This window comes from Vibrio sp. 10N.286.51.C3, assembly GCF_003050065.1.
GTDB lineage: Bacteria > Pseudomonadota > Gammaproteobacteria > Enterobacterales > Vibrionaceae > Vibrio > Vibrio crassostreae.
Genome location: NZ_PIGC01000010.1, coordinates 114,678 through 128,507 on the forward strand (window position 1 = coordinate 114,678; position 13,830 = coordinate 128,507).

Annotated in this window: 14 protein-coding genes; 1 reads left to right on the forward strand and 13 read right to left on the reverse strand. The window is 47.3% G+C overall.

Annotation, left to right across the window (positions count from 1 at the left end; translation table 11 throughout):
• Nucleotides 1-69 precede the first annotated feature (69 nt).
• Both guaA and guaB read right to left on the reverse strand, forming a co-directional pair.
• Entirely contained in the window at nt 70-1,623 is a 1,554-nt protein-coding gene (gene guaA / locus CWO27_RS12960; protein ID WP_019820323.1) for a glutamine-hydrolyzing GMP synthase, read from the reverse strand.
• Nucleotides 1,624-1,825: 202 nt separating this feature from the next.
• Nucleotides 1,826-3,289, reverse strand: coding sequence for an IMP dehydrogenase (gene guaB / locus CWO27_RS12965; RefSeq protein ID WP_048669208.1), 1,464 nt, complete (start codon nt 3,287-3,289; stop codon nt 1,826-1,828).
• 269 nt (nt 3,290-3,558) lie between these two features.
• Here guaB and xseA point away from each other — a divergent pair, with 269 nt between their 5' ends.
• Entirely contained in the window at nt 3,559-4,905 is a 1,347-nt protein-coding gene (gene xseA / locus CWO27_RS12970) for an exodeoxyribonuclease VII large subunit (RefSeq protein WP_102478559.1), read from the forward strand.
• Nucleotides 4,906-4,997: 92 nt separating this feature from the next.
• Here the strand turns inward: xseA and ureG are convergent, their stop codons facing one another.
• From ureG to urtC, 11 genes are all read right to left on the reverse strand, one after another.
• Entirely contained in the window at nt 4,998-5,636 is a 639-nt protein-coding gene (ureG, locus tag CWO27_RS12975) for an urease accessory protein UreG (protein WP_017062498.1), read from the reverse strand.
• A 46-nt stretch (nt 5,637-5,682) separates the two neighbouring features.
• On the reverse strand, nt 5,683-6,363 hold the full coding sequence (locus CWO27_RS12980) for an urease accessory protein UreF (RefSeq protein ID WP_107899056.1): 681 nt from the start codon (nt 6,361-6,363) through the stop codon (nt 5,683-5,685).
• Between the two features lie 42 nt (nt 6,364-6,405).
• On the reverse strand, nt 6,406-7,002 hold the full coding sequence (locus CWO27_RS12985; protein ID WP_048663724.1) for a HupE/UreJ family protein: 597 nt from the start codon (nt 7,000-7,002) through the stop codon (nt 6,406-6,408).
• A gap of 73 nt (nt 7,003-7,075) precedes the next feature.
• A complete protein-coding gene (ureE, locus tag CWO27_RS12990; RefSeq protein ID WP_048669212.1) occupies nt 7,076-7,528 on the reverse strand; it encodes an urease accessory protein UreE in 453 nt (150 codons plus the stop codon).
• 116 nt (nt 7,529-7,644) lie between these two features.
• Nucleotides 7,645-9,348, reverse strand: a complete 1,704-nt coding sequence (ureC, locus tag CWO27_RS12995; RefSeq protein ID WP_102431885.1) for an urease subunit alpha — start codon at nt 9,346-9,348, stop codon at nt 7,645-7,647.
• Between the two features lie 40 nt (nt 9,349-9,388).
• Entirely contained in the window at nt 9,389-9,724 is a 336-nt protein-coding gene (locus CWO27_RS13000; protein ID WP_004735120.1) for an urease subunit beta, read from the reverse strand.
• A gap of 11 nt (nt 9,725-9,735) precedes the next feature.
• Nucleotides 9,736-10,038 (reverse strand): urease subunit gamma, encoded by a 303-nt coding sequence (gene ureA / locus CWO27_RS13005; RefSeq protein WP_107899057.1) that lies wholly within the window; start codon nt 10,036-10,038, stop codon nt 9,736-9,738.
• Nucleotides 10,039-10,170: 132 nt separating this feature from the next.
• A complete protein-coding gene (locus CWO27_RS13010; protein WP_102431883.1) occupies nt 10,171-11,118 on the reverse strand; it encodes an urease accessory protein UreD in 948 nt (315 codons plus the stop codon).
• The gene (urtE, locus tag CWO27_RS13015) at nt 11,115-11,810 is read right to left on the reverse strand and encodes an urea ABC transporter ATP-binding subunit UrtE (RefSeq protein ID WP_102431882.1); all 696 of its coding nucleotides are present in this window, start codon (nt 11,808-11,810) and stop codon (nt 11,115-11,117) included. The genes CWO27_RS13010 and urtE overlap by 4 nt, the downstream gene beginning before the upstream one ends.
• 1 nt (nt 11,811) lies before the next feature.
• Nucleotides 11,812-12,654 (reverse strand): urea ABC transporter ATP-binding protein UrtD, encoded by an 843-nt coding sequence (urtD, locus tag CWO27_RS13020; protein ID WP_107899058.1) that lies wholly within the window; start codon nt 12,652-12,654, stop codon nt 11,812-11,814.
• Nucleotides 12,651-13,823 carry an urea ABC transporter permease subunit UrtC gene (urtC, locus tag CWO27_RS13025; RefSeq protein ID WP_107899059.1) on the reverse strand — a complete coding sequence of 391 codons (1,173 nt, stop codon included), beginning with the start codon at nt 13,821-13,823 and terminating at the stop codon, nt 12,651-12,653. Before urtC ends, urtD begins: the two co-directional genes overlap by 4 nt.
• Between the last annotated feature and the right edge of the window lie 7 nt (nt 13,824-13,830).

The window sequence follows — 13,830 nt, forward strand, 5'->3', positions numbered from 1 at the left end:
AAAGAAAAAAGCCCCGAACTGAGCTCGAGGCTTAAGATCTTAATCAACGCTGGTTAAATCTCTAAGAGATTATTCCCACTCGATAGTTGCCGGTGGCTTACCAGAAATATCGTAAACAACACGTGAAATGCCGTTAACTTCGTTGATAATACGGTTAGAAACCTTACCTAGGAAGTCGTATGGTAGGTGTGCCCAGTGAGCAGTCATGAAGTCGATAGTTTCTACAGCACGTAGAGATACAACCCAATCGTACTTACGGCCATCGCCCATTACGCCAACTGAACGTACTGGTAGGAATACCGTGAATGCTTGAGATACTTTGTGGTAAAGGTCAGCAGCGTGAAGCTCTTCAATGAAGATTGCATCAGCACGACGCAATAAATCACAGTACTCTTTCTTCACTTCGCCAAGTACACGAACACCTAGACCTGGACCCGGGAATGGGTGGCGGTAAAGCATGTTGTATGGAAGACCAAGCTCTAGACCGATCTTACGTACTTCATCTTTGAATAGCTCACGTAGAGGCTCAACAAGGCCCATTTCCATATCATCAGGAAGACCACCAACGTTGTGGTGAGATTTGATTACGTGTGCTTTACCTGTCTTAGATGCAGCAGACTCGATTACGTCTGGGTAGATAGTACCTTGAGCAAGCCATTTAGCATTCTTCAGTTTCTTAGACTCTTCATCGAAGATATCTACGAATACGTGACCGATGATCTTACGCTTAGCTTCTGGTTCAGCTTCGCCTTCAAGAGCGTCAAGGAAGCGTTGCTCAGCATCTACTTTGATGATGTTTAGACCAAACTTGTTGCCGAACATCTCCATAACCTGCTCAGCTTCGTTCAAACGAAGAAGGCCGTTATCTACAAATACACATGTTAGTTTGTCGCCGATAGCGCGGTGAGCAAGCATTGCAACTACAGATGAATCAACACCACCAGAAAGACCAAGGATAACTTCGTCGTCACCTACTTGTTCTTTAATACGTGCAACTGCATCTTCAATGATTGAAGCTGAAGTCCACAGACCTTCACAACCACATGCGTTAAGAACGAAGTTCTCTAGCATTTTTAGGCCGTTCTTAGTGTGTGTTACTTCTGGGTGGAATTGTACGCCGTAGTACTTCTTCTCTTCGTTTGCCATTGCAGCGTATGGGCAAGTGTCTGTTTCAGCGATCTTTGTGAAATCAGCTGGGATCTCAACCACTTTATCGCCGTGGCTCATCCAAACATCTTGAGTAGACTCAAGGTCTGCGAAAAGTGCAGATTCACCAGTCACTTGTACCGCTGCGTAGCCGAACTCGCGCTCAGTAGACGTTGCTACTTTACCGCCAAGTTGCTCAGCCATAGTTTGCATTCCGTAGCAGATACCGAATACAGGAACACCTGAATCAAATACGTACTGAGGTGCACGTGGAGAGTTCTCTTCCGTTACACTTTCAGGGCCACCAGATAGGATGATGCCGTCTGGATTGAATTCACGAATATCCGCTTCTTCTACGTCCCAGCTCCAAAGTTCACAGTAAACACCGATCTCACGAATACGACGAGCTACTAGCTGTGTGTATTGAGAACCGAAGTCTAGAATTAGAATACGTTGGTCATGAATATTTTTAGTCATTGTAAGCAGTCTTATTGGCTATGTGATAAAACGGAGGCGAGTTTACTCACCTCTGATTAACTCTTCAAGAAATAAAGCAAACGTTTTCGTTGGTTATCTGTAACCTCGTGTTTTGAGAAAATCAGAATTTCAGCAAAACAGGCGGTAGATAAAATAATGTGCCGACTAAATCAGCACATTATTCAAACGTTTGGACGTATTATTAACCTAAACGGTAGTTAGGTGCTTCTTTCGTGATTTGAACATCGTGTACGTGAGATTCTTTCATGCCCGCACCAGAGATACGAACAAACTCAGCTTTAGTACGCATGTCTTCAACAGTTGCAGAACCCGTAAGGCCCATGCTTGAGCGTAGACCGCCCATCTGTTGGTGAACGATCTCTTTTAGACGACCTTTGTATGCGATACGACCTTCAATACCTTCTGGAACAAGCTTGTCTGCAGCGTTGTCAGATTGGAAGTAACGGTCAGAAGAACCTTGAGACATAGCACCAAGAGAACCCATACCACGGTAAGACTTGTAAGAACGACCGTTGTAAAGGATAACTTCACCTGGAGCTTCTTCAGTACCAGCGAACATTGAACCAACCATCACACAAGATGCGCCAGCAACGATAGCTTTACAGATATCGCCAGAGAAGCGGATACCGCCATCTGCGATTACTGGAATACCGTATTCGTTAGCGACTTCAGCTGCATCTGCGATTGCTGTCACTTGAGGAACACCAACACCAGTAACGATACGAGTCGTACAGATTGAACCAGGGCCGATACCTACTTTAACCGCACTAACACCAGCTTCGATAAGAGCACGAGCGCCAGCGCCAGTTGCTACGTTACCACCGATGATTTGTAGATCAGGGTATGCAGCGCGAGTTTCGCGGATACGGTTAAGTACGCCTTCAGAGTGACCGTGTGAAGAGTCGATAAGTAGAACGTCTACGCCAGCTTCAACTAGAGCAGCAACGCGCTCTTCGTTACCAGCACCAGCACCAACAGCTGCACCTACACGTAGGCTGCCGCGCTCATCTTTACAAGCGTTTGGTTTACGTTCTGCTTTGTGGAAATCTTTTGCAGTGATCATGCCCGTTAGTTGGAAGTCATCATTTACAACAAGAACTTTTTCAACACGCGCTTCGTGCATTTTCTCTTGAACTTCTTCACGAGTTGCACCTTCTTTAACAGAAGCAAGGCGAGCTTTAGGCGTCATTACTACATCAACTTTCTTAGAAAGGTCAGTAACAAAGCGAACGTCACGGCCAGTAATAATACCAACCAATTCGTTTGTTTCAGTAACAACAGGGAAACCGGCAAAGCCGTGTTTTTCAGTTAGGGCTACAACATCAGCGATTGTCGCGTCAGGGTTTACAGTTACTGGGTGAGAAACCACACCTGCTTCGTAAATTTTAACCTGGCGAACCATTTCAGCTTGCTGTTCAATAGACATGTTCTTATGAATGAAGCCTATTCCGCCTTCTTGTGCCAGTGCAATCGCTAGGCGAGCTTCTGTCACAGTATCCATCGATGCAGAGATCATTGGGATGTTTAGGGAAATATTCTTCGTCAGCTGAGTGCGAAGATCAGCTGTATTAGGGAGAACGGTGGAGTGTGCTGGCACTAGCAGTACGTCGTCGAATGTCAGCGCTTCTTTGGCAATTCTTAGCATTTGCAATATCTCACAATAATAGGAGTAAAAAGAAACAATCCAATCTCATCGTTTCGCCTAATGAGGGCAGCCAATTAAGGAAAATCAAACTGCATTTGGATTAGATATTGCGGACGGATTATACGGCCAACGAAATCGCTTGGCTACACATTTTTGTATTTTTAATTTGCATTTACCCCCTTGCTATGTATTATATTGCCGCTATCTTCCATACTCACGCCCTGTGAGAATCCAAGAAAGACCTTCCTTCAAGGAAAGATAGTGCTTCTATGACTAATCCAAACATCTTTACTGTTTCTCGCCTCAACTCAGAGGTTCGTCTCCTATTAGAAAACGAAATGGGAATAGTCTGGCTCGTTGGTGAAATATCAAACTTCTCTGCACCTGTATCTGGTCACTGGTACCTCACGCTTAAAGACTCTCGCGCTCAAGTTAAGTGCGCCATGTTTCGTGGCAATAACCGCCGAGTCACTTTTAAGCCTCAGAACGGTAATCAAGTGTTAGTCAAAGCTCGTCTGTCGCTTTATGAGCCACGCGGTGACTACCAACTGATCATCGAAAGCATGCAGCCAGAGGGTGACGGTAAACTTCAGCAAGAGTTTGAAAAGCTTAAGATGAACTTGGCGGCAGAAGGCTTATTTGCTCAGTCCAGTAAGCAAGCTCTTCCTGAACATCCAAAACGCGTTGGCGTCATCACCTCTAAAACCGGTGCAGCACTGTTTGATATTCTTGATGTCCTGAAAAGACGCGATCCTTCATTGCCTGTTGTGGTTTACCCGACCATGGTTCAAGGCGAAGAGGCGGCAATTCAGATTGCTCAGGCGATTGGGTGTGCCAATGAGCGCAATGAGTGTGATGTGTTGATCGTGGGTCGTGGCGGCGGTTCGTTAGAAGACCTATGGTGCTTCAATAACGAGATCGTAGCTCGCACAATCGCTGCAAGCCAAATCCCGATTATCAGTGCAGTTGGCCACGAAGTTGATGTCACTATCGCCGATTTCGTCGCAGATATGCGCGCTCCAACACCATCAGCAGCCGCTGAATTGGTTAGCCGTGATAACAGCCATAAAGAACAAGCTTTTGCGTCTAAACGTGCTCGCTTAGTCAGTGCGATTCGTCATGTGTTAATCAAACAAGCGCAATCAACTCAAACATTGAAGTACCGCTTAGAGAAGCAACATCCTAGCTACCAACTGCAAAAGCAGAGTCAGCAGCTTGATGACCTAGATATGCGTTTGCGTCGTGGTATGACTCAATACCTAAAGCAGCATGCACAGCGTGTTGAACGTAAACAGCACCAGCTTCAATTAAACTCGCCAGTAAAGCGCCTTGGCGAACAGAAGCTACATCTGCAACGTTCAGAGCAAAAGCTATTGGATGCGATGGATAAAACGTTACTAACGACTCGCCACCAGCTCGCTATGGCTGCAGAGAAGTTAGAAACCGTTAGTCCACTAGCTACCCTAAAGCGTGGCTACAGCATTACTCATTCAGCATCGAGCAAGACGGTATCATCGATTAACGATGTCGAAGTGGGCGAAGTGATCACCACCCAAGTTGAAGACGGTGTTATTGAGTCGCAAGTGACCACAAGAGTCGCTAAGAGCGAGCTTTAAGTTCGACTCGAACGTTTAAAATCAAAAAGCCCTATCGATAATCGACAGGGCTTTTTAGTCTCTAAGGGTTTATAAAATCAATAATTCTAACCCTACTCAGTAGTAGAAGGCTCTTTCATGGTTAGCATCCCTTCCGTCACGATAAAGTTGATGATGAAGTCTAACCCTTGGCTCTCTTTGAGGTTGGTGAATACGTACGGCTTGGTTGGACGCATGCGTTGTGTGTCTTGTTCCATCACCTCCAGTGACGCGCCAACATACGGTGCTAAATCGATTTTATTGATAACCAACAGATCAGAGCGTGTAATACCCGGGCCACCTTTACGTGGGATCTTCTCCCCTTCCGCTACATCAATCACGTAGATAGTCAGGTCGGCTAACTCAGGGCTGAACGTCGCACTGAGGTTGTCGCCACCACTCTCTACAAATACCACATCGAGGTTCTTATGTAGCTTAGCCAGCTCTTCGACTGCTGCGAGGTTCATCGAGGCATCTTCACGAATCGCGGTATGTGGGCAGCCGCCTGTTTCCACACCGATAATACGATCCGGTTCTAGCGCTTCTGCTCGCGTGAGTATCTTGGCATCTTCTTGGGTGTAGATGTCGTTGGTTACCACCGCAATGTTGAGCTTGTCGCGAATCGCCTTACATAGCACCTCTAACAACGCTGTTTTACCAGACCCTACCGGGCCACCAATACCAATTCGAAGTGGTTGCTTATAACTTTCCATTGTCTACTTCCTTATATTCTTTTTACTACACCGTTCAAGCTGACCGCTACGAACGAAATAGTCGTGTGTATTGTGTTTCGTGCAGTGAACTTGCTAATGCCATTGATGGCGAAAAGCTACCTATCATCCAATCTTCAATCGTGCGTGCTTTCTCAATCACCTCGGGAAAGGTGTTAGTGATATTAATCAGTGCCAACTGCCCGTCGGTTTGGCCTAAAGGCACCAATTTGACTCCTGCGGTAACGATATTTTCAAGCCAGCTCCATAAGTAACCTTGCTTGAGGCTTTCTAAATCAATGCACCAATGCTGAGCCGCCATACACATGCCCAACAGTTGGTTTGGGTGACTATCAACAGAGTCCACCAGCGAAATATCGATATCCAAGCGCTTCAACAAGGTGTTCAATGCCTGCCCACGCTGCTTTTCTTCCGCTCGCAATTCACTGGTTTCACGGCTTGAGTATAAGTAGTTACACCAATGCTCAATCTCATCGATTTCACCCTTTTCTAGAGCGTGATAAAGACGCTCTAAGATAGGTAATTCCAAGGTCGCGACACTGGAACTGACGATAGTATTAAGCCACTGTTCCATACTATCGCGATTGGTTACCCACCCCGCTTCAACCGCTAACTCTAAGCCTTGCGAGTATGTGAATCCACCAATCGGCAGTGACGGACTGATCAATTGAAACAGACGATAGATGGCAACATTTTCTGTTGTGTTCATAATCGCGCCCTCAGTCTTCTAGAATCGAAAAAGTTCGAGAGCTTACGCGCCTAACAGTAATAATGCGCTAGCTGAAGCCACACCAACCGACATCCATTTTGAGTAAACCGCGCGTCCAACCGATGTACCGATAACCATAAGAGCCAAAGCAGTGATGCTCATGCCTGCTGCAAACTGAGTTAGGTTGCTCGCAGCTTCAACGCCGTGTGCGTAGCCATGGAAAAACAACATAGCAATAGAAGCGACTAATACGCTGTTTACACGCTTGGTTGATGGTGAGAATACGTGCCAAAGGCAAAGGCTGACGACGAACAGAGAAGCGATAATGGCTGGTTCAACAATTACAGAGAAACCTAAGGCTTGGCCTGCGATAAGCCCAACCACCAACGAAGCCAATCCACCACCAATCAAAGCGGCTTTTATCTTGGTTGAAAACGACAGTGCGCCAATTAACAGACCAAAAGCGATCAGCATAATCAGGTGATCCATACCTGTCACAGGGTGAGTTAAGCCAGACATAAATGAGTGAGACTCATGAACCGAATGCGAACCGTGCCCCGGGTGAGCGAAAGCCATCGTGGATGTTGTTAGAGAAGCCAGTGTGAAAGTACAAAAGCCAGCAGCTGTTTTAAAGTTCATCGCGAGTTCCTTGCGTTTATAATTATTGATATCGTGGTTGTATCTATAAATGGATGAGTCTCAAATGACTCGATTAATGATGGTGATGATGACCACCAGAGCGACCGCCATAAGCGCCGCCTTCTGGTTCAAACGGTTGTTTTTCGGTCGTCACTGTCGCGCCCAAGCCTTCAACCATTTCATCCAAAACATGGTCGTGTTGATAACGAACCCAGCCCGCTTCCACTTGCAGCGGAACATGTCGGTTACCAAGGTGATAAGCAACACGAGTTAACAGATGCGAGTCTTCACAGTAAACGGTCGACACGGTTTCCGGCGCCGCTTTCACTTCGACAGTTAAGCCACACTCACTAGTCAATTGTTCTCCACCACGCAAAATATGACCGCGTGGTAGAAACAATCCAGCATTGCGCCCGTCATCAAGCATCACCTTAAGACGGCTTTTAATGCGACTATCGATCGGCAGACTTAAATAGCCGTCCGGTGCATTTTGTATTTGAGTATTTAGTTGAGTCAGTTCAATCATGCTATTACCTCAATCTCCTTGTGAGATTTATAACGTTCAAATTAGGAGCCCTCAGCCAAGAGCTAAAATACGAGCTTCAGCTAAAGGACTTAAAATAAAAGCCTTCAGCCGAGCTATTAAAATAAAAAATATCTTTGAGCCATTGGCAGTTCTTCAGCCGGCTCACACGTCAGCAGTTCACCATCAGCACGCACTTGATAAGTCTGAGAGTCGACCTCAATTTTTGGCATCCAATCATTGAGCTTCATGTCGGCTTTGCTGATGTTTCGGCAGTTACTCACAACACCAATCAAGCTCTGCAGACCCAATTGTTTGTCGATGTTCTGTGCCTTGGCTTCTTTAGAGACAAACAACATTGATGTGTTCTGACATGCCTTGCCGTAGCTACCAAACATCGAGCGATAGTGAACTGGCTGAGGTGTTGGGATTGAAGCATTTGGGTCACCCATCGGCGCCATGGCGATCATACCGCCTTTCAAAATCACGCTCGGCTTCACACCAAAGAAAGCAGGTTTCCACAGCACGAGATCCGCGAGCTTTCCTGCTTCGATAGAGCCGATCTCATGTGCCATGCCGTGCGTGATCGCAGGGTTAATGGTGTACTTAGCGACATAACGTCTTAGGCGGAAGTTATCGCTGTAGTCAGAATCTTCTTTTAGGTTGCCACGCTGCACTTTCATCTTGTGTGCGGTTTGCCAAGTACGTGTTACTACCTCACCTACGCGCCCCATCGCTTGCGAATCCGAAGCGATCATCGAAAAGGCTCCTAAGTCATGAAGAATATCTTCTGCGGCAATGGTTTCACGGCGAATGCGCGATTCAGCGAACGCGACATCTTCAGCAATTGACGGTGACAAGTGATGACACACCATCAACATGTCTAAGTGCTCATCGACCGTATTGACCGTATAAGGTCGCGTTGGGTTAGTCGAAGAAGGCAGAACATTTGGTTCACCTGCCGCGCGGATAATATCAGGAGCATGACCACCACCCGCACCTTCAGTGTGATAGGTATGAATCACGCGATCACCGATGGCACCAAGTGTCGATTCCACAAAACCAGATTCGTTCAGAGTATCGGTGTGAATCGCAACTTGTACGTCCATCTCGTCTGCAACACTCAAACAAGTATCAATTGAAGCGGGTGTTGTTCCCCAGTCTTCATGCAACTTCAAACCCACAGCACCCGCTGCCACTTGCTCACGCAGTGCTTCCGGTTGGCTAGCATTGCCTTTCCCGAGTAAACCAAAGTTCATTGGGAATTGATCGAGTGATTCCAACATACGATGCATGTTCCACGGTCCCGGTGTACATGTGGTCGCGTTAGTACCGGTGTTTGGCCCCGTGCCACCGCCTATCATGGTCGTAACACCCGACGCCAACGCTTCTTCAATCTGCTGTGGGCAGATAAAGTGGATGTGTGAGTCGATGCCACCTGCCGTGAGGATCGAACCTTCACCTGCTAAAATCTCTGTGCCCGGACCAATCACTATATCGACGCCCGGTTGAACATCGGGGTTACCCGCTTTACCCAACGCTTGAACTCGGCCGTCTTTGATAGCGACATCGGCTTTTACGATGCCCCAGTAGTCCAAAACAATCGCATTGGTGATCACCAAATCAGGAGTTTCGGCACTTGGACGTTGACTTTGCCCTTGTCCATCACGAATCACTTTACCGCCGCCGAACTTCACTTCGTCACCGTATACGGTGTAATCCTTTTCAACTTCTAGCCATAAATCGGTGTCAGCAAGACGCACTCGGTCTCCGACTGTTGGCCCAAACATTTCGGCATAAGCCTGTCTGGATATCGTCGCCATGTTCAATCCTTTGTTATTTTCATTGTTTCCGTGAGAGCGCTTAGAGCTTGCCCATCACTTTCCCTTGGAAGCCGTAGATCTCTAACTTACCGGCGTAACGCACTAACTCGACGCTGCGCGACTGACCCGGTTCAAAACGGGTGGCGGTGCCTGCTGGGATATTGAGTCGAAAACCTTTAGTGGCTTCTCGATCAAAAATCAGCGAAGGGTTTGCTTCATAGAAGTGGTAATGAGAACCAATTTGAACAGGACGATCGCCAATGTTTTGAACCTTTACGGACGTCGTGTCTCGACCTTCATTGAGAGTGATGTCACCGGGAGCGGTTTCTACTTTTCCGGGTACGAAGCCTGAATATTGTTTGGTGGAACCAGCCATATTACTTCTCCCTACACGATAGGTTCATGAACGGTCACCAACTTGGTGCCATCAAGAAAAGTAGCTTCGACTTGTACATCTGGGATCATGGAAGGGATCCCCTCCATAACGTCATCGACGGTAAGCAGTGTGCGTCCAAAATCCATCAATTCCGAAACGGTTTTACCCTCACGGGCACCTTCAAGAATGGCACTGCTGATCAGCGCAATAGATTCTGGGTAGTTGAGTTTTAAGCCTTTTTGTTTGCGCTGCTGTGCCAGCATTCCTGCGCAGAAGATAAGTAACTTGTCTTTTTCTCTTGGTGTTAATTCCATTTAGCCACCCGCTGTTAGTGTTGTTTTCTTATTGCTCAAAAAGCATGAGCAGTAAGTGGGATTCAATCACAGCAAGCTTGAAAAAATGTACCGAGGGCCGGAAGGCGCCCCCGGTACAAATAGGGCTAATCGCTAAGTCGCCCAAATCCTTGGTAAATCAGGAGTCGTACCACATAAATGAGAGCGAGTTGCTTGCCAAATCTGACCAAAGGCTTGGAGGATATCCTCACTCCAATTCCCCAAGGCTCGCACCACAATCAATCCTTCTATCTGAGTAGCGCCCAATATTAATGTGGGTTCACTCGACGTTTTTGATGTAACTGATTGCTGTGAAGCTTGCTGTGTAATAGATAAGAGCAAGCTCTGTACCAACTCTAAATCTTGCTTCTCATTTGAGGTGATATAAAAGGTTCCCATCATTGAAAAATCAAGTAACCCCATATTTATCATCAACTTATCGCCACCATGAAAATTAAAACCTTCAGTCAGAAGCCTTTGATTATCAAGATAGATTTCCGTTTTCCCAACAAGGTGACCTCGCTCAAATCCCTCATTCTGTGCAGGTCGTCCAAAACAGTGCATCTCCCACCCCCAAAACTGTGCACCCTTTTCTAGACGAATTTCAGTGTCTAGGCGCACGTGTGCATTGGGGAAAAAGATGTTCTCTTGCGGCATCCATTCCAAGCGCGCACCTTTCTTGACGCGCAGGGTTTGCTTCTGCTTGGCGTACTTATTGTTAGAACGATAGAACTTGGTCGCACCGGGTGTGGTGATCAACGTATGAGCACCGCTTTCTACGGTTGCCTCAATATTAAGAGTGTCACCACCTACCACTCCGCCGGGGGGATGAAGTAAGTAGGTGTGACACGTTTCCCCATCAGGATACAAGGGACGTTGCACCGCAAGCGGACCAGACTGCTGACGATTCTTTAATACGGTTTTGTCACCACGGTCGACAAAGGTGAGGTTTAAGCTCGCCTGCCAACCATCTCGAATATCTTGTTCGATGGTCTCATTCAGAGACAAGGCTTCTACTAAAGAAGCGTTCCTTACTTCATTCGGAGAAAAGAGAGAATTCATACGGTTAGGTACTCCTTAATCAAGGACTCATTGAGCCCTTTCATTTCACCTTCAGCCACCTGACGGCCACGGTCGAGAATACAAAAACGGTCACCGACTTTTCTTGCAAACGGCAACTTCTGCTCAACCAACAAAACCGTGAGTCCCATTTTCGCGTTGAGCATACGAATGATGTCGCCAATCTCTTGCACAATATTGGGCTGAATACCTTCTGTTGGTTCATCCAAGATCAATAGCTTTGGATTAACCACCAACGCACGCCCAATTGCGAGTTGCTGCTGCTGACCACCGGATAAGTCACCACCGCGGCGATGCAGCATCTCTTTCAAGACAGGGAAGATATCGAAAATGAACTCTGGGATCTTACGATCGCCCTTCTCTCGAATCGGCAAGCCAACCTCTAGATTTTCTTGAACAGTGAGCATCGGGAATATCTGACGACCTTGCGGCACATAACCGATCCCTTGGCGAGGACGATCCTCGGCGTCGGTTTTTAGTAACGACTCACCCGATAAAGAGATGTCACCACTTTCAACCTTAATCAGCCCCATGATACATTGCAGCAACGTAGTTTTACCGACGCCATTGCGGCCCATTAACACCGTGCATTTACCCTCTGGGATCTGCATATCCAAGTCCCACAAAGTGTGGCTCTCACCGTAATATTGATTAACTGATTTAACCTCTAACATCCTATTCTCCGAGATAAACTTGTTTAACTTCAGGGTGAGCCTGCACTTGGTCCATGGTGCCTTCTGCCAACACGTGACCTTGGTGCAACACCGTCACATGACTGGCGATAGAGCGCACGAAATCCATATCGTGTTCAACCACGACCACTGAGTGCTTACCTGCCAGTGAGTTAAGTAACTCAGATGTGCGGTCCATCTCTTGGTGAGTCATACCTGCAACGGGTTCATCCACCAGCAACAGCCTAGGGTTTTGCATCAGTAACATGCCGATCTCTAACCATTGCTTTTGCCCGTGAGACAGGTTGCCTGCTAAGTTAGCCGCTTCGTCTTTTAAATGAATCAGCTCAAGCACAGAGGTCAGTTTGTCTTTCTGCTCGCCAGACATCCCGGCAGTGAAAGTCGCCCACACCGAGCGATCACCTGCCATGGCTAATTCAAGGTTTTGCCACACGGTTAAACATTCAATCACGGTCGGCTTTTGGAACTTGCGTCCAACACCTGCATTAGCAATTTCAGCTTCGTTCATCTTGAGTAGATTGATGTTCGAACCTAACCAAACTTCGCCAGCGTCTGGCTTAGTCTTCCCGGTGATGATGTCCATCATGGTGGTTTTACCGGCGCCATTAGGGCCGATGATGCAGCGCAGTTCGCCCTCTTTGATATAGAGATTGAGGTCGTTTATCGCTTGGAAACCATCAAAGCTTTTATTGACGCCTTCAACATACAACAGCACGTTATGACGAGTATCGATGGCAGGATGAATATCAGGTTTAAGATAATCAAACACTTCATCTCGACGAGTGAACGCCTGAACCGATTCCTTTACGCTATTAAATGTGGTCATGCGATCGCCTCCTTTCCTCTATGTTGATCATCCTTATCTTGTCCTTCGCCTTTCGAGTTCGATGCCTTGCGCAGCTGTTGCCATTTTTCGCTAACAAAGCCAATCACACCTTGTGGGAAGTACATAGTCGAGAGAACGAATAGACCACCGAGGGCAAATAACCACACCTCAGGGAACTCAACGGTAAACCAGCTCTTGGCGTAGTTGATGATCAGGGCACCAACAATGGCACCAAACAGAGTGGCGCGGCCGCCTAAGGCAACCCAAACCACAATTTCAATCGAGTTAAGCGGTGCAAATTCACCTGGGTTGATGATGCCGACTTGAGGCACATAGAGCGCGCCAGCAATACCCGCGATAACCGCAGACAAAACGAAGACCCAAAGCTTAATGCCATCGACGTCGTAACCCATAAAGCGGGTGCGAGATTCAGTATCACGAATCGCTAAGGCCACACGTCCTAATCGACTGGTCACGACCATGCGACACGCTATATAGCTAAGGATGAGCAAGATACCCGTCGCGACAAACAGACCAATCTTGACCGCATCACTCTGTAAACTCAGGCCAATGATGTCTTTAAAATCCGTCAGTCCATTGTTACCACCAAAGCCCATCTCGTTGCGGAAGAACGCCAACATCAAAGCGTAAGTTAACGCTTGAGTCATGATCGAAAGGTAGACACCAGACACGCGAGATCGGAAAGCCAAATAACCGAACAAATAGGCCAATGCGCCCGGCACCAACACCACCATTAAGCAAGCAAACCAGAATTGATCAAAGCCCTGCCAGAACCACGGCAACGCTGACCAATCAAGGAACACCATGAAGTCAGGCAAAATAGGATCGCCATAAACCCCACGATCACCAATCTGGCGCATTAAGTACATGCCCATCGCATAACCGCCAAGCGCAAAGAAAGCACCGTGGCCTAAGCTCAGTATGCCGAGGTAGCCCCACACCAGATCGAGCGCCAACGCCAACATCGCATAGCTTAGGTATTTGCCCATCAGCGAGATAGTGAAAGTCTCGACATGAAGCGGGTGTCCACTTGGTAACACGGTATTAGCCAGTGGGATAAGAATCACGGCCGCAAGAATGGCAAGGATGGTCAGTTGGCCACCTTTATCACCACGCATCGCCGAAAGTACAAATGATTTAGACTGCATGATGTTG

Excerpts from the sequence above, each read along its gene's own strand:
- ureE (WP_048669212.1), bottom strand. The coding sequence starts at position 7,528 with ATGATTGAACTGACTCAACTAAATACTCAAATACAAAATGCACCGGAC.
- urtC (WP_107899059.1), bottom strand. The coding sequence starts at position 13,823 with ATGCAGTCTAAATCATTTGTACTTTCGGCGATGCGTGGTGATAAAGGT.
- guaB (WP_048669208.1), bottom strand. The coding sequence starts at position 3,289 with ATGCTAAGAATTGCCAAAGAAGCGCTGACATTCGACGACGTACTGCTA.
- CWO27_RS13010 (WP_102431883.1), bottom strand. The coding sequence starts at position 11,118 with ATGAATTCTCTCTTTTCTCCGAATGAAGTAAGGAACGCTTCTTTAGTA.
- ureA (WP_107899057.1), bottom strand. The coding sequence starts at position 10,038 with ATGGAATTAACACCAAGAGAAAAAGACAAGTTACTTATCTTCTGCGCA.
- CWO27_RS12985 (WP_048663724.1), bottom strand. The coding sequence starts at position 7,002 with ATGAACTTTAAAACAGCTGCTGGCTTTTGTACTTTCACACTGGCTTCT.
- xseA (WP_102478559.1), top strand. The coding sequence starts at position 3,559 with ATGACTAATCCAAACATCTTTACTGTTTCTCGCCTCAACTCAGAGGTT.
- guaA (WP_019820323.1), bottom strand. The coding sequence starts at position 1,623 with ATGACTAAAAATATTCATGACCAACGTATTCTAATTCTAGACTTCGGT.
- ureG (WP_017062498.1), bottom strand. The coding sequence starts at position 5,636 with ATGGAAAGTTATAAGCAACCACTTCGAATTGGTATTGGTGGCCCGGTA.
- urtD (WP_107899058.1), bottom strand. The coding sequence starts at position 12,654 with ATGACCACATTTAATAGCGTAAAGGAATCGGTTCAGGCGTTCACTCGT.
- urtE (WP_102431882.1), bottom strand. The coding sequence starts at position 11,810 with ATGTTAGAGGTTAAATCAGTTAATCAATATTACGGTGAGAGCCACACT.
- CWO27_RS12980 (WP_107899056.1), bottom strand. The coding sequence starts at position 6,363 with ATGAACACAACAGAAAATGTTGCCATCTATCGTCTGTTTCAATTGATC.
- CWO27_RS13000 (WP_004735120.1), bottom strand. The coding sequence starts at position 9,724 with ATGGCTGGTTCCACCAAACAATATTCAGGCTTCGTACCCGGAAAAGTA.
- ureC (WP_102431885.1), bottom strand. The coding sequence starts at position 9,348 with ATGGCGACGATATCCAGACAGGCTTATGCCGAAATGTTTGGGCCAACA.